The sequence below is a fragment of the Streptomyces pallidus (ex Mingjun et al. 2026) genome (assembly GCF_051550185.1).
Classification (GTDB): Bacteria; Actinomycetota; Actinomycetes; order Streptomycetales; family Streptomycetaceae; genus Streptomyces.
The window spans coordinates 6,670,135-6,684,486 of the sequence record NZ_CP196181.1 but is presented as its reverse complement, the minus strand read 5'-3'; the positions used below and the strand labels follow the sequence as shown (position 1 = coordinate 6,684,486).

Below are 14,352 nucleotides of genomic sequence, written 5' to 3'. Positions count from 1 at the left end.
ATTGTCCCGGCTCTGCTGGGACACTGCCCGCATGAAGATCACCGAATACGTCGAGGCCCTGGAGCGGGAAGGCGAGTTGCTCGCCGAGACGGCCGAGCGGGCCGGCCTGGACACCGTCATCCCCACCTGCCCCACCTGGCGCGTCACCGATCTGCTGCGGCACACGGGCGCGGTGCACCGGTGGGCGGCCTCGTTCGTCCAGGACGCGGTCGTGGAGCCGACCCCGATCCCGGACGGGCCCGAGCTGGTCGGCGCCGAGCTGCTGGCCTGGTTCCGGGAGGGGCACACGGCGCTGGTCCGGACGCTGACCGGGGCGCCGGACGACGTGCAGTGCTGGACGTTCCTGCCGACGGCCCCGCCGTCGCCGCTCGCGTTCTGGGCGCGGCGGCAGGCGCACGAGACGACCGTGCACCGCATGGACGCCGAGGCGGCGCTCGGCAGGGCCTTCTCCCCGGTCTCGCCGGAGTTCGCGGAGGACGGCGTGCACGAGCTGCTGACCGGCTTCCACGCGCGGCCGCGCAGCCGGGTGCGGACCGACCGGCCGCGGGTCATGCGGGTCCGGTCCGCCGACACGGGCGCGGTGTGGAGCGTGCACCTGTCGCAGGAACCGCCCCGTGCGGTTCTCGGCGACGTGGGCCCGGCGGACTGCGAGGTCGCGGGAGAAGCGGCCTGGCTGTACGCGGCCCTGTGGAACCGCCTCCCGCTGACCGGCCCCGGTGTGACGGGCGACGACTCGCTGGCCCGCCTCTGGATCGAGACGGCCGGCATCTGACCCGCCGCCCGCGGGGCCGGCCGCTTGCGCGGCGACCCAAAGACCCCCTTGTGACGGTGCGCACCCCACACGACACTGCACGTATGGACCAGCACACGGGGCGGCGTACGCAGGCGGACCGCGACGCGATCACCATCGAGATCGGCTACGCCTTCGTCAGCGCCTGCTTCGCCGCCGCCCTGGTGTTCTGCGCGGTGTACGGGCCAGCTCTGGCCTTCGGCCTCTCCCCCGCCGTGGAGGGCGTCCTGGCGGTGGCGGGCGGGCTGCTGGCCGCGGTGGTGTTCGTACTCCGCGTCATCCACCTGCTGTGGCGGTTCGCCCGCCGCCCGGAGAACGACGGCCGCTGACCCGTCCACGGGCCGCCGCGCTCACGCAGCGGGCAAGCCGATCCCCCGGGCGAGTTGGTCGACCGCATGGCCGAAGAAGGCGTCGCGGTCCTCGACGACCCTGTTGAACTGGCCGAACACCTCGAAGGACACCAGCCCGGCCACCTGCGCCCACGCGGCCACCAGGGCGGCGGTGACCTCCGGCGGCAGCCCCTGCGCGAAGTCCGCGGTCATCCGCACGGCCTCCGGCCGCAGCCCGGCGGGCAGCGGCGGGAGAGCGAGCCCGCGGCCCTCGTACGCGGCGCGCGCAATGCCGATGAAGACGTTGCCGACCCGGGCGGCCGGGCCGACGGTGTCCATGGGAGCGCTGTACCCGGGTACCGGCGAGCCGTAGATCAGGGCGTACTCGTGCGGGTGCTGGAGCGCCCACCCGCGGAACGCCCGGCAGGCGGCCAGCCACCGCGCGCGGGGCGGCTCGCCGGCGTCATCGGCGCCTTCGACCGCCGCGCCCACGCTGTCGTACGCGTCGACGATGAGTGCGGTGAGCAGGTCGTCACGGCTGGGGAAGTAGCGGTAGAGGGCCGAGGAGACCATGCCCAGCTCGCGGGCGACGGCCCGCAGGGACAGCTTGGCGGCGCCCTCGGCCGCGAGCATGCGGCGCGCCTCGTCCTTGATGGCCGCGGTGACTTCGATACGGGCCCGCTCCCGGGCCCCGCGCACGGTAGTCATGGCGGCCAGTCTGCCACACAGCGAGATCGCCGCACCAAATCGAGAGCAGTGCTCTTGCTTCAGTGCGGCGATCCGTGCACACTGCTCCTAAGCGAGAGCACCGCTCTCTCACCAGCTCTACCGGAGGCCGCCATGCCCGCCCCGAACACCCCGTACTACGTCCAGGTGGGCCCCGTCGCCGCCCGCTTCAACTCCCTGATGGGCATGCTCGCCCGCGTCGGCGTCAGCCTGGCGGGCACCGCCGAGCTCTCGGTCCGCGGCCGCACCTCCGGCCGGATGCAGCGCATCCCCGTCAACCCGCACGCGTACGAGGGCGAGCAGTACCTGGTGTCGGCGCGCGGCCACTCCCAGTGGGTCCGCAACATGCGGGTGGCGGGCGGCGGTGAGCTGCGCGTGGGCCGCAGGGTCCGCACGTTCACGGCCACGGAACTCACCGACCCGGCGGAGAAGGCCCGCATCCTGCGCGCCTACCTGAAGCGGTGGGGCTGGGAGGTCAACGCGTTCTTCAACGGCGTCACCGCAGGCTCGCCCGAGGCGACCCTGCGAGCGGCCTCGGCCGACCACCCCGTCTTCCGCCTCACCCTGTCCCCCTGACCCACCGACACCGACGAGCCCGTTCGTTGCAGCAGCGCGAACGAGGCCCGCTCCCGCCACTCGGCGCCGTCATGCCCCATGAGGGGAAGCAGCACCGCACCGCCCTGACCGCCGACGACGGTCAGGGGGAACGACACGTGCCGTGTGCAGCCGACAGCGGCCGCCCGAGGCCCCGCCGCGGCAGCGGGTTCAGCGGGACGGCGGTGTCGGGCGGGAGGTGCGGTTGTCGAGGGCGTGGAGGGCCCTGCGGGCCAGCGGGTACGTGCGGACCAGGTCGGGCAGCGTCGTCGCGCCCCGCGTGATCCGGGCGAACGCGCGCCACGCCGGGCGGAAGCCCGTGATCGCCGCGTGCAGCAGCCCCGGCTTCGCCTCGAAGGCGGTCAGCATCCGCTTGCCGACGGCCATCTCCACGCCCAGCCCGGCCTTGATGGCGAAGGCGTAGTTCAGGGCCTGCCGTCGCGCGTCCACCGCGTCCTGCGCCTCGGCGATCTTCACCGCCCATTCCCCGGCGAGCCGGCCGGACCGCAGCGCGTACGAGATGCCCTCGCGGGTCCACGGCTCGAGGAGCCCGGCCGCGTCGCCCGCCACCAGCACCCGGCCCCGCGACAGCGGCGAGTCCGGCGTACGGCAGCGCGTCAGGTGCCCGGAGGACACGGACGGCTCGAAGCCGGCGAGTCCCAGGCGGGCGATGAAGTCCTCCAGATACCGCTTGGTGGCGGCTCCTTCGCCCTTCGCCGAGATGACCCCGACCGTGAGGGTGTCGCCCTTGGGGAAGACCCAGCCGTAACTGCCGGGCAGCGGCCCCCAGTCGATCAGGACGCGCCCCTTCCAGTCCTCGGCCACCGTCGGCGGGACGGGGATCTCCGCCTCCAGACCGAGGTCGACCTGGTCCGTCTCGACCCCGACGTGCGCGCCGATCCGGCTGGCGCTGCCGTCGGCGCCGACGACCGCCCGGGCCAGGACCGTCTCGCCGTCCGCGAGCACCACGGCGACGGTGCGCCGGTCCGGCACCGCCGCTCCGTGCTGCTCGACGCGGGCGACGGCGGTGCCCGTACGCACCGTCGCGCCCGCCTTCTCCGCCTCCGCCACCAGCCCGGCGTCGAACTCCGGCCGGTTGATCAGCCCGAACAGCATGTGCTTGGACCGGCGGGTGCGGGTCAGTCTGCCGTTCATGGAGAAGGTGACGGCGTGGATCCGGTCCTTCAGCGGCAGCTGGAAGCCGGGCGGCAGCGCGTCGCGCGACGGCCCGATGATGCCGCCGCCGCACGTCTTGTACCGGGGCAGCTCCGCCTTCTCCAGCAACAGGACCCGCCGCCCCGCGCTCGCCGCCGCACGGGCCGCCGAAGCGCCGGCCGGGCCGGCGCCGACCACGACCACGTCCCACACCTCGCCGGTCCCCCCGGCCACCATGTCCCCTGCCCCCTCAGCGGCCTGCCCTGCTGCGTCGCGTACGTCGTCGTCGCTGCTCACGATGTGCTGCTGCTCCTGATCATGGTTTGCTCCGATGCCGGGGAAATCCTACGGGGCGTGTCCGGCCCGCCCTGCTGTGCGAGGATCGGACTGACCTGCGCCGCGCCCGTCCGCCGTACCCGGGGGACGGGATCCGGCACACGCCCACCAGGCGGATGCCGGTAGGCGTACACGTGACACAACGTCGCACCCAGGAGGAGCGTGCCCATGTCCCAGAATCCGATCGCCGAGACCATTGCCTCGCTGATGCCCCGCGCCAAGCAGGAGCTGACCGAGCTGGTGGCCTTCCAGTCGGTGGCGGACTGGGCGCAGTTCCCCCGCAGCGAGAGCGAGGGCGCGGCGAACTGGGTGGCCGACGCCCTGCGCGCCGAGGGCTTCCAGGACGTGGCCCTCCTGGACACCCCCGACGGCACCCAGTCGGTGTACGGCTTCCTGCCCGGCCCCGAGGGCGCGCCCACGGTCCTCCTCTACGCGCACTACGACGTGCAGCCCCCGCTGGACGAGGACGCCTGGATCTCCCCGGCCTTCGAGCTGACCGAGCGGGACGGCCGCTGGTACGGCCGCGGCACCGCGGACTGCAAGGGCGGCTTCATCATGCACCTGCTGGCGCTGCGCGCGCTGAAGGCCAACGGCGGCGTGCCCGTCAGCGTGAAGGTGATCGCCGAGGGCTCGGAGGAGCAGGGCACCGGCGGCCTCCAGCAGTACGCGGAGGCGAACCCGGAGCTGTTGGCCGCCGACACCATCGTGATCGGCGATGCGGGCAACTTCCGCCTGGGTCTACCGACGGTGACGGCGACCCTGCGCGGCATGTGCCTGGTGAAGGTGAAGATCGACACTCTGGGCGGCAACCTGCACTCGGGCGTGTTCGGCGGCGTGGCCCCCGACGCCCTGGCCGCCCTGATCCGCCTGCTGGACTCGCTGCGCGCCGCGGACGGTTCCACGACCGTGGACGGCCTGGCGTCGGACGCGGTGTGGGAGGGTCTGCAGTACCCGGAGGCGGACTTCCGGGCCGACGCGAAGGTCCTCGACGGGGTGGAGCTGATCGGCGAGGGCACCATCGCGGACCGCCTGTGGGCCCGCCCGGCCGTCACGGTGCTCGGCATCGACTGCCCGCCGGTGGTGGGTGCCACCCCGTCGGTGCACGCGAGCGCGGCCGCCGTGATCAGCCTGCGCGTGCCGCCGGGCGTGGACACCGCCGAGGCCATCAAGCTCCTGGAGGCCCACCTGAGGGCGCACACCCCGTGGAAGGCCCGCCTGGAGATCGAGGTGGTGGGCCAGGGCGAGCCCTTCCAGGCGGACACGACCAGCCCGGCCTACGCCTCCATGGCCGCCGCGATGGAGATCGCCTACCCGGGTCAGGAAATGCAGGTCAGCGGCATGGGCGGCTCGATCCCCCTGTGCAACACGCTGACCACGCTCTACCCCCAGGCGGAGATGCTGCTGATCGGCCTGAGCGAGCCGGAGGCCCAGATCCACGCGGTCAACGAGAGCGTCTCCCCCGAGGAGCTGGAGCGCCTCTCCATCGCCGAGGCCCACTTCCTGGTCAACTACGCCGCCTCCAGGCGGGCCTGACCCACCCGGGCGGCCCGGCCCCCCGGCCGGGCCGCCCTGCGCCACGAGCGAACTCCGCTGCGGGTGAAAGCCGTTCCACCCCACCCACGACGGCCGTACGTTCGAAGCATGGATCTTGTCGAGATACTGCCCGAACAACTCCACATGCTCCGCTTCCCGATCGGCCAGGCCTACCTCTGGCGGGACGGCGACGGTTCCCTCACCCTCATCGACGCAGGCCACAGGAGCTCAGCGCCGGAGATCGAGCAGGCGATCCGCTCCCTCGGCCACACCCCGAACCAACTGGACCGGATCGTCCTGACCCACTGCCACCGCGACCACGTCGGCGCGGCGGACGAACTCGCCGGCCGCTGGGGCGCACGCGTACTGGCCCACCGCCTGGAGGCACCGGTCATCCGGGGCGAACAGCCCGTACCGGACCCGGTGCTCCTCGACTGGGAGATCCCGCTGTACGAGCACGGTATGACGGTCCCCGAAGCACCACCGACACGGGTCGACATCGAAGTGCAGGACGGCGACGTCCTCCCGTTCGGTGACGGAGCAGTGGTCGTCCACTCCCCCGGCCACACCCCGGGCAGCATCGGCATCCACCTCCCCCGCCACGGCGTGCTGTTCACGGGCGACTGCGTCGCCGGCGTGGGCCAGGTCATGCTCGGCGTCTTCAACGTGGACCGCGAACAGGCCCGGGCATCCTTCCGCCGCCTGGCGGCCCTGGCCCCGTCGGTGGCCTGCTTCGGCCACGGAGACCCCCTGACCGAGGACACGGCGTCCGTCCTCCGGACCGCCGCGACCTCCTCGCCCGCCCTCCCCTGACCACGCGCCGCCCCGGACGGCAGTCGGCCGCCGACGCACGAGAAGCACGTAGCGGTCCGAGGCGCCCCCGAGGGAACCCCGCCGGGGCCCTGATGGTCCCGCCTGCTCAACGCCCCTGCCGGCCACGACAGGCCCCGCATTTCCGACGGCCCCCCACCCGAACGCCACCCCCGGCCCGTTCCTCCGCGGCTTCGGCACCCCGGACCAACGGGATTCCGCCTACCCCACGGCCCGCCCCGCCTCCAGGTACAGGGCCCGGCCCCGCTCCCGGGCCCGCAGCGCCCCCCGCAGCCGCTCGTACCGCACCGGCGGGAGCAGGTCCGCGGCCTCCGCCTCGGTCACGAACCGCCAGGCCCGCAACTCCGGCCCCGGGAGCCGCAGTCGGGCCACGGCCTCCGCATCCAGCCGGCCCCCGTCGAAGAGCAGCCGCAGGCCCCCGTACGCAGGTCGCACCGGCGGCTCCCAGTCCACGACCAGCAACTCGGGCACACCACCCAACTCAAGGCCGAGTTCCTCGGCGACCTCCCGCACACCCGCCCGCGCCGGCGCCTCTCCCGCCTCGACGACCCCGCCCGGGAACTCCCAACCCGCCTTGTACGTCGGGTCGACCAGCAACACCCGGTCGTCCGCGTCGAACAGCAGCACGCCAGCGGCCACCGTCTCCCGCGTCGGCTCCGGAGTCTGCACGATGTCGCAGATCCCGGCCGCCTCCGTCCGTACGGCCTCGGCGATCCGCTCCGCGGTCTCCCGTACGCTCAGCCCGCTGTTGTCGATGACATGCGCATCGGTCGTGAGCCAGCCCAGCGCCTGCCGATAGACCGGTATGTGGTCGTAACACCATTCCTTCACCCGCAGATCGGCTTCAGGTGTTCCCACCTCCCGCCGGTTCGCGATACGCCCCCGCAGGATCGTTTCCGCAGGCGCCAGCAGCACATGCCGCACCGGGATCCGCCGCGCCGCCAGCCCGCCGAAGATCTCGTCCCGGTACTCCTGGCGCAGCAGCGTCATCGGTACGACGAGCACCCCGCCCGTCTCGGCGAGCAGCGCGGCGGCCGTGTCGACCACCAGGCGCCGCCAACTCGGCAGGTCCTGGTAGTCACTCACCTCCGCGAGCCGTTTGCGCGGCAGCAGCCTGCGCAACGCGTCGCCGACGAGCTCCGGGTCGTACAGGGTGCTGTCCGGCAGGATGCCGGTCAGTTCACGGGCCGTGCTGGTCTTCCCGGCGCCGAATGTGCCGTTGATCCAGACAATCACTTCTATCCCTCTCCCCGCGGCTCGTCCGAAGCCCCCTGTGGCTTGCCCCGATCACCTTGCCACGGAAACCCGCGCACCGACGCAGTGCATATCCTCGGCAGGGCACGCACCCACCGGCACCCACCCAACCGGCACGCACCCACCCGACCAACCGGCACCCACCCAACCGGCACCCACCCACCCCGGAGGACCCACCCCGTGCCCCCACCCCACCGCCACCCGTCCGACTCCCGCTACGGCCACCGGCCGACCATGAAGGACGTGGCGGCCCGCGCCGGGGTGGGCCTGAAGACGGTGTCCCGGGTCGTCAACGGGGAGTCGGGAGTCACCCCGGAGACGGTCAGCCGGGTCCAGGAGGCCATCGAGGCGCTCGGATTCCGCCGCAACGACAGCGCGCGCGTGCTCCGCAAGGGCCGTACGGCCACCGTCGGGCTGGTCCTGGAGGACCTCGCCGACCCGTTCTACGGGCCTCTGAACCGGGCCGTGGAGGAAGTGGCCCGATCGCACGGCGCGCTGCTCATCAACGGTTCCAGCGCCGAGGACCCGGACCGGGAAAGGGAGTTGGCGCTCGCGCTGTGCGCACGCCGCGTGGACGGTCTGATCGTGATCCCGGCCGGCGACGACCACCGCTACCTGGAGCCGGAGATCCGGGCCGGTGTGGCCACGGTGTTCGTGGACCGGCCGCCGGGCCGCATCGAGGCGGACGTCGTGCTCTCGGGCAGCTGTGCCGGCGCCCGCGAGGGCGTGGCGCACCTGATAGCGGCCGGCCACCGCCGGATCGGGTTCATCGGCGACCGGCCGCACATCCACACGGCGGCGGAACGCCTGCGCGGCTACCGGGCGGCGATGGCGCACGCCGGCCTGCCGGTCGCACCGTCCTGGGTCTCGCTGGGCCCGACGACCCCGGAGAGCGTCGCGGCGGCGGCCCGGGCGATGTTGACGGGCCCGGAGCCGGCCACGGCGCTCTTCGCCGGGAACAACCGCGTGACGGTGACGGCGGTCCGGGTCCTGGCCGAACGTCCGGACCCGCACCCGGTGGCACTGGTCGGCTTCGACGACTTCGAACTGGCCGACCTGCTGCGCCCCGGGGTGACGGTGGTCGCGCAGGACGCGGCGGCCCTGGGCCGGGTGGCCACGGACCGCCTGTTCCAACGCCTGGCGGGCGCCGAGCTCCCCCCGACCCGCATAGAGCTGCCGACCCGCCTCATCCCGCGCGGCTCGGGCGAACTCCCGCCGCCCGCCTGACGGTCACCGGATCAGGCCGTGCAGTACGGGCACGGCCGCCCCGGCCGCTCCGAGCCCGGCGAGCACGGCGAGGGCGGCGGGCACGCCGCCGAGATGACTGAGCCCGCCGACGACGAGCCCGATGATCAGGGCGGCCAGGAAGACGACGGCCGCGTGCAGCGTCAGAAGGGGCCGGTCGCTGTCGCCGGCCTGGTTCGGTGAAGTGGTCATGGCTCGATTCCACCCCTGCCCGGGCCGCCGCCGGGCAGCGACGGAACGAAGTGTTCCGAACCGGATCGCAGCCGAACTCCCCCAAACGAGCAGGGTGTTCCGCAGAACACCGGGGGTGTTCCGGGACGTTCCGTAAAGTTCGGGACCGTTCCGCGAACCATGCCCTAGCCTGGTCGGCCACGGGCCGAGGGGGGACACGGGGGCGGTGCAGCAACACGACGCGTTCGAGGCGGGACTCGCCGCCCTCGCAGGCGATCTGACACGGTTACGGATCCAGCGCGGCAGGCCCTCGTACCGGGACCTGGTGGCCCGCGCCGATGCCTCCGGCACCGGGATCAGGCTGTCCGTCGCCACCCAGAGCGACGCCTTCAACGGGAGGCGGCTCGTCCGGGCCGACACCTTCATGGGCCTGGTGCGGATGCTGTACGCGTACGACGAGTACGGCCGCGAAACCGCCGTCCCCCCGCACACCGCGCCGGAACTGGCGGCCTGGCGACTCCGCTGGCAGGAACTGGCGGCACTCCAGCCGCGCTCGGCCCCGGCGGGATCCCCCCGGCCCGCCGAGCCGCCCGAACAGCACGACGAGTACGAGCCCGGCCCGCACGGGCCCGCCAGCCGAACGCCGCAGCCGCACCCGGCACCGACCCGAGAGGAGGCCTCCCCGAACCCGGGCCCTCCAGCACAGCAGGACGCGGCCCCGGACCCAGAACCCATCTTCACCCCCAGCCCGCACTCCAGCCCCGAACCCAACCCGGAATCCGCCCCGGCCCCCACCCCCCGACCCAACACGCCCCCGCCCCCGCCCCCAAGTCCCGGCGGACCCACCCCCTACGCCCTCCGCCACCGGTTCGGCAGGGACTCGGCGCCGGCCTCGGCGGTGGTGTTCTCCCCCGACGGGCGGCTCCTGGCCTCGGGAGGACCTGACGCGGTCGGGCTGTGGGACACCGCCACCGGCCGGGCCACGACCGCCCCGCTCGCCGCGCGGCCCCCGCTCGCTTTCACCCCGGACGGCCTGTTGATCGCCGGCAGCCGGAACCCCCAGTCCCTCCACTGGTTCGACCCCGTCACGGGCGGGGTGTCCCGGCCGCCCCTGACCTCCTACGTCACCGGTGTCACGGAAATCAGCTGCGCCCCCACCGGGTGCATGGCCGCCGCGGTGGAACGCAACGGGACGGTCCACCTGTGCAGCCCCGACGCCGGACGCCGCCCGGTCACCCTCGCCCACGGACGGGCGGAAGACCCCATCCGCTCCGTGGCGTTCGTCCATGACGGCCGTGTCCTGGCCGCCACCCTGCACGGACACGTCAAGGACCTGGTAGCCCGGGAGGACCTGCCCGCCGCGGCGCTCTCCCCCGGGTCCGGCGCGCCCGAGGCGTTCTCCTTCTCCCCCGACGGGCGGCTCCTCGCCCTGGGCTACCGCGACGGCCGGGCCACCTTGTGGGAAACGGCGGGCGGCCACGACGGTGCGTCCCTCGCCGGCCATGCCGACGCCGTCTTCGCGCTGGCCTTCTCGCCCGACGGCCGGCTGCTCGCCACCGGCTCCCGGGATGCGACCGTACGGTTGTGGGACACGGCCACGGGCCGGCCCGTCGGGCCCCCGCTCGCCGGCTCCGCCACCGGTATCGAGGACATCGCCTTCTCCCCGGACGGCCGCCTCCTCGCCACCGCGTCCGACGACGGGGTCCTGCTGTACGAACGCACCACCACCCCCGACACCCCACCCCTGACGGCCGCACCCCCAACGACCGCACCCCCGGCGGCCCCACCCCCAACGGCCGGGGCCCCGCCGACCACACCCCTGGCGGCCGGTGCGCTGGCCGCGGCGTTGCGCGAGCGGCGCGCGGTCCGGCTGCCGCCCGTCCAGGTGAGCGGCCGCGGTCTCGTGCGCGTCGCGTTCTCGCCGGACGGCCGGGTCCTCGCCACGACGTCGGGGGACGGCGCGCTGCGCCTGTGGGACCCGGTCACCCGGGCGCCCCGCGGCGGCCCGCCGGCGGCCGAACCGCCGTCCTCGCCCCGCTGCCTGGCGTTCTCGCCGAACGGCGCCCTCCTGGCGACCGAATCCCCTGACGGGGCAGTCTGCCTACGCGATCCCGGGACCGGTGCGGTCCGGCAGCAGTGGCCCGCCGACCCCGCGGGGGCATCGCGGCAGCTGGCGTTCTCCCCGGACGGCCGCCTGCTGGCTGCGGTGGCCGGGGACGGCTCCGTGTCCCTGCGCCGCGTACCCGGCGGGATGCCCGTCGGCGAGCCGCAGCCGGTGCCGTCCGACCCGGCCGACGCGGTCACCGCGATCGCGTTCTCCCCGGACGGGCGGACGCTGGCCGCGGTCGGCGCCGAGGACGGGACCCGCCTCTGGCGTACGGGCACCCGCCGCCTCCTGGGCGGGCCGTACACGGGGCACCGCGCCGTGGCGTTCGCCCCGGACGGGCGGGTCCTCGCCACGGCCTCCGGGGACACCACCGTGCGGCTGTGGGACCTCGCCGGTGGCTCCCGGCACGCCAGGCTGCTGACGAGCCAGGTCTCGCACCCCGGCGACCTGGCGTTCGCGCCGCACGGCGGGCTCCTCGCCACCGCCGGGCACGACGGCGTCGTCCTGCTGTGGGACCCGGCGACCGGGCAGCGGGTGGACTCCGCGCTGACGGGTCATGACGGACCCGTGAGCTGCCTGGCGTTCTCCCCGGACGGCAGCCTGCTCGCCAGCGCCGGCGCGGACGGCGTCCTGCACCTGTGGGCCATCGGCCCCCTCTGAAGGCGAGCCCGGAACGCCCCCGGCCGGGATCCCCCACCACCGGCCGGACCCGCACCGGACGCCCCGCCACACCCCACAACGCTCAGCGCTCAGCGCTCAGCGCTCAACCCGTAGCCCTCAGCCCGTAGCCGTCAGCGTCGCCGAGCGGCGCGGGATCGCGAAGGCGTCCAGCTCGGCCCGTGTCAGCCCGGTCAGGGCGGCGACCTCCTCGGTGCCGACCGCCCCGCAGTCGAGGCCGCGGACCAGGTAGCCGGCCAGCGCCTTCGCGGTGGCGGGCTCGTCCATCACATCGCCCTCGATCTTCGCGACGTACGCCTTGAGCCGCGCGGCCGCCGCTTCGAGGCCCTCGCGGTAGAAGGCGAAGACGGCGGCGTAGCGGGTCGGGAGGTGGCCCGGGTGCATGTCCCAGCCCTGGTAGTAGGCGCGGGCCAGGGCGCGGCGGGTGAGGCCGTAGTGCAGCCGCCAGGCCTCGTGGACCTGTTCGGTGGTGCCGACCGGCTTGACGTTGGTCGAGCCGTCGGAGACCCGTACGCCGGTGCCGGCGGCGGCGACCTGCATGATCGCCTTGGCGTGGTCAGCGGCCGGGTGGTCGCTGGACTGGTAGGCGGCGGAGACGCCGACGCAGGCGCTGTAGTCGAAGGTGCCGTAGTGCAGGCCCGTGGCCCGGCCCCGGGCGGCCTCGATCATGCGGGCCACGGTGGCGGTGCCGTCGGCGGCGAGGATGGCCTGGCTGGTCTCGATCTGGATCTCGAAGCCGATCCGGCCCGGGCGGAGGCCGCGGGTGGTCTCGAAGGCTTCGAGCAGCGTGACGAAGGCGCTGACCTGCTCGGCGTACGTGACCTTCGGGAGGGTGAGGACGAGGCCCTGGGGGAGCCCTCCGTGCTCCAGCAGCCCGGAGAGGAAGACGTCGGTGGTGCGGATGCCGCGGTCGCGGACGTTGGACTCCATGCACTTCATGCGGATGCCCATGTACGGGGCGTTGGTGCCGTTGGCGAAGGCCTCGGAGACGAGCCGGGCGGCGCGGGCGGCGGCCTCGTCCTCCTCCTCGTCGGAGCGGACTCCGAAGCCGTCCTCGAAGTCGACGCGCAGGTCTTCGACGGGCTCGCGCTGCAGCTTGGCGCGGACGCGTTCGTAGACGGGCCCGGCGAGGTCGGCGCCGATGCCGAGGACTTCGGCGAAGGTTGCGGCGTCGGGGGCGTGCTCGTCGAGGGCGGCGAGGGCCTGGTCGCCCCAGGAGCGGATGGTGTCGGCGGTGAACACGTCGCCGGGTACGTAGACGGTGTGGACGGGCTGGCGGGTGCCGGGGTCGCCCGGGTAGTGGCGGGCGAGCTCCGCGTCCACCGGGGCGAGGGAGGCGCTGATGCCCTCGCTGACCGCTCCTGCGAGGCTCGTCGCCACCTTCTCCTGCTGGCCCATTCCCACACTCTCCTCTTTCCGCTTCACGGAATCACAGATCCGCATAGCAGAATTTAGTCCCGGGGTTCCGCTCCGTCAATGGTCCCGCCACCCGACCGCGGGAACGACCCGGCACCTCGCCCGGCTGCCACCCCCCGCCCCACCCCGCCCCGCCCGGAAACGACTCGGGGCCGTGCGGTGAGAACACCACACGGCCCCGTGACGGAGAGGAGCGCTGATCAGCCCTTGCGCGCCTGGATCTCCTGGGTCAGCTGCGGGACGACCTCGAAGAGGTCGCCCACGACGCCGTAGTCGACGAGCTCGAAGATCGGGGCCTCGGCGTCCTTGTTGATGGCCACGATGGTCTTCGAGGTCTGCATGCCGGCCCGGTGCTGGATCGCACCGGAGATACCGGTGGCGATGTACAGCTGCGGGGAGACCGACTTGCCGGTCTGGCCGACCTGGTTGGTGTGCGGGTACCAGCCGGCGTCGACGGCGGCGCGCGAGGCACCGACGGCCGCACCGAGGGAGTCGGCGAGGGCCTCGACGATGCCGAAGTTCTCGGCACCGTTGACGCCACGGCCGCCGGAGACCACGATCGCGGCCTCGGTCAGCTCCGGGCGGCCGGTCGACTCGCGCGGGGTGCGCGAGGTGACCTTGGTGCCGGTGGCCAGGGCGCCGAAGGTGACGGCGAGCGCCTCGACGGCGCCGGCGGCCGGGGCGGCCTCGACCGGCGCCGAGTTCGGCTTGACGGTGATGACCGGGGTGCCCTTGGACACGCGGGACTTGGTGGTGAAGGACGCGGCGAACGCGGACTGCGTCGCGACCGGACCCTCGTCACCGGCCTCCAGGTCCACGGCGTCGGTGATGATGCCGGAGCCGATGCGGACGGCGAGGCGGGCCGCGATCTCCTTGCCCTCGGCGGAGGACGGGACGAGCACGGCGACCGGGGAGACCGCCGCGTGGGCGGCCTGCAGCGCGTCCACCTTCGGTACGACGAGGTACTCGGCGAACTCGGGGGCGTCGGCGGTGAGGACCTTGACCGCACCGTGCTCGGCGAGCACGGCGGCGGTGTTCTCGGCACCGGCGCCGAGGGCGACGGCGACGGGCTCGCCGATGCGGCGGGCCAGGGTCAGCAGCTCGAGGGTGGGCTTGCGGACGGCGCCGTCCACGTGGTCGACGTAGACGAGGACTTCAGCCATGGGGATGCTCCTGCGAATGCGAAG

General features: G+C 73.9%; 13 protein-coding genes. 7 read left to right on the top strand and 6 right to left on the bottom strand.

From position 1 onward, the window contains the following. Positions 1–31 precede the first annotated feature (31 nt). Together ACSHWO_RS29790 and ACSHWO_RS29785 are read left to right on the top strand one after the other, a co-directional pair. Positions 32–772 (top strand): maleylpyruvate isomerase family mycothiol-dependent enzyme, encoded by a 741-nt coding sequence (locus tag ACSHWO_RS29790; RefSeq protein WP_438316646.1) that lies wholly within the window; start codon positions 32–34, stop codon positions 770–772. A gap of 83 nt (positions 773–855) precedes the next feature. After that, positions 856–1,119, top strand: a complete 264-nt coding sequence (locus ACSHWO_RS29785) for a DUF6332 family protein (protein ID WP_438316643.1) — start codon at positions 856–858, stop codon at positions 1,117–1,119. A 21-nt stretch (positions 1,120–1,140) separates the two neighbouring features. On the opposite strand, the gene ACSHWO_RS29780 is transcribed toward ACSHWO_RS29785, so the two are convergent. Continuing rightward, entirely contained in the window at positions 1,141–1,827 is a 687-nt protein-coding gene (locus ACSHWO_RS29780; protein ID WP_385813441.1) for a TetR/AcrR family transcriptional regulator, read from the bottom strand. Between the two features lie 132 nt (positions 1,828–1,959). On the opposite strand from ACSHWO_RS29780, the gene ACSHWO_RS29775 reads away from it, so the two are divergent. Then, entirely contained in the window at positions 1,960–2,421 is a 462-nt protein-coding gene (locus ACSHWO_RS29775; RefSeq protein ID WP_438316640.1) for a nitroreductase/quinone reductase family protein, read from the top strand. 189 nt (positions 2,422–2,610) lie between these two features. Here the strand turns inward: ACSHWO_RS29775 and ACSHWO_RS29770 are convergent, their stop codons facing one another. After that, positions 2,611–3,831, bottom strand: a complete 1,221-nt coding sequence (locus ACSHWO_RS29770; RefSeq protein WP_438319308.1) for a geranylgeranyl reductase family protein — start codon at positions 3,829–3,831, stop codon at positions 2,611–2,613. A gap of 267 nt (positions 3,832–4,098) precedes the next feature. On the opposite strand from ACSHWO_RS29770, the gene ACSHWO_RS29765 reads away from it, so the two are divergent. Both ACSHWO_RS29765 and ACSHWO_RS29760 read left to right on the top strand, forming a co-directional pair. Beyond that, complete coding sequence (locus ACSHWO_RS29765; protein ID WP_438316637.1) at positions 4,099–5,463, top strand: dipeptidase; 1,365 nt, start codon at positions 4,099–4,101, stop codon at positions 5,461–5,463. Between the two features lie 108 nt (positions 5,464–5,571). Next, positions 5,572–6,276, top strand: coding sequence for an MBL fold metallo-hydrolase (locus ACSHWO_RS29760; protein WP_438316634.1), 705 nt, complete (start codon positions 5,572–5,574; stop codon positions 6,274–6,276). A 219-nt stretch (positions 6,277–6,495) separates the two neighbouring features. Here ACSHWO_RS29760 and ACSHWO_RS29755 read toward each other — a convergent pair whose 3' ends face one another. Continuing rightward, positions 6,496–7,530: an NUDIX domain-containing protein gene (locus ACSHWO_RS29755; protein ID WP_438316631.1), complete on the bottom strand. Its 1,035-nt coding sequence runs from the start codon at positions 7,528–7,530 to the stop codon at positions 6,496–6,498. Between the two features lie 252 nt (positions 7,531–7,782). On the opposite strand from ACSHWO_RS29755, the gene ACSHWO_RS29750 reads away from it, so the two are divergent. Continuing rightward, complete coding sequence (locus ACSHWO_RS29750; protein WP_438319307.1) at positions 7,783–8,775, top strand: LacI family DNA-binding transcriptional regulator; 993 nt, start codon at positions 7,783–7,785, stop codon at positions 8,773–8,775. Positions 8,776–8,778: 3 nt separating this feature from the next. On the opposite strand, the gene ACSHWO_RS29745 is transcribed toward ACSHWO_RS29750, so the two are convergent. Continuing rightward, a complete protein-coding gene (locus ACSHWO_RS29745) occupies positions 8,779–8,985 on the bottom strand; it encodes a hypothetical protein (RefSeq protein WP_361089972.1) in 207 nt (68 codons plus the stop codon). 205 nt (positions 8,986–9,190) lie between these two features. Between ACSHWO_RS29745 and ACSHWO_RS29740 the strand changes: the two genes are divergently transcribed. Beyond that, positions 9,191–11,731 (top strand): outer membrane protein assembly factor BamB family protein, encoded by a 2,541-nt coding sequence (locus tag ACSHWO_RS29740; RefSeq protein ID WP_438316627.1) that lies wholly within the window; start codon positions 9,191–9,193, stop codon positions 11,729–11,731. 117 nt (positions 11,732–11,848) lie between these two features. On the opposite strand, the gene ACSHWO_RS29735 is transcribed toward ACSHWO_RS29740, so the two are convergent. Both ACSHWO_RS29735 and ACSHWO_RS29730 read right to left on the bottom strand, forming a co-directional pair. Next, a complete protein-coding gene (locus tag ACSHWO_RS29735; protein ID WP_438316624.1) occupies positions 11,849–13,147 on the bottom strand; it encodes a DUF6986 family protein in 1,299 nt (432 codons plus the stop codon). A 218-nt stretch (positions 13,148–13,365) separates the two neighbouring features. Further along, a complete protein-coding gene (locus tag ACSHWO_RS29730; protein ID WP_438316621.1) occupies positions 13,366–14,328 on the bottom strand; it encodes an electron transfer flavoprotein subunit alpha/FixB family protein in 963 nt (320 codons plus the stop codon). Positions 14,329–14,352: the final 24 nt, after the last annotated feature.

Coding starts and splice junctions, on each gene's coding strand:
- ACSHWO_RS29785 (WP_438316643.1), top strand. CDS start 856: ATGGACCAGCACACGGGGCGGCGTACGCAGGCGGACCGCGACGCGATC.
- ACSHWO_RS29765 (WP_438316637.1), top strand. CDS start 4,099: ATGTCCCAGAATCCGATCGCCGAGACCATTGCCTCGCTGATGCCCCGC.
- ACSHWO_RS29775 (WP_438316640.1), top strand. CDS start 1,960: ATGCCCGCCCCGAACACCCCGTACTACGTCCAGGTGGGCCCCGTCGCC.
- ACSHWO_RS29780 (WP_385813441.1), bottom strand. CDS start 1,827: ATGACTACCGTGCGCGGGGCCCGGGAGCGGGCCCGTATCGAAGTCACC.
- ACSHWO_RS29735 (WP_438316624.1), bottom strand. CDS start 13,147: ATGGGCCAGCAGGAGAAGGTGGCGACGAGCCTCGCAGGAGCGGTCAGC.
- ACSHWO_RS29745 (WP_361089972.1), bottom strand. CDS start 8,985: ATGACCACTTCACCGAACCAGGCCGGCGACAGCGACCGGCCCCTTCTG.
- ACSHWO_RS29730 (WP_438316621.1), bottom strand. CDS start 14,328: ATGGCTGAAGTCCTCGTCTACGTCGACCACGTGGACGGCGCCGTCCGC.
- ACSHWO_RS29750 (WP_438319307.1), top strand. CDS start 7,783: ATGAAGGACGTGGCGGCCCGCGCCGGGGTGGGCCTGAAGACGGTGTCC.
- ACSHWO_RS29770 (WP_438319308.1), bottom strand. CDS start 3,831: ATGGTGGCCGGGGGGACCGGCGAGGTGTGGGACGTGGTCGTGGTCGGC.
- ACSHWO_RS29760 (WP_438316634.1), top strand. CDS start 5,572: ATGGATCTTGTCGAGATACTGCCCGAACAACTCCACATGCTCCGCTTC.
- ACSHWO_RS29790 (WP_438316646.1), top strand. CDS start 32: ATGAAGATCACCGAATACGTCGAGGCCCTGGAGCGGGAAGGCGAGTTG.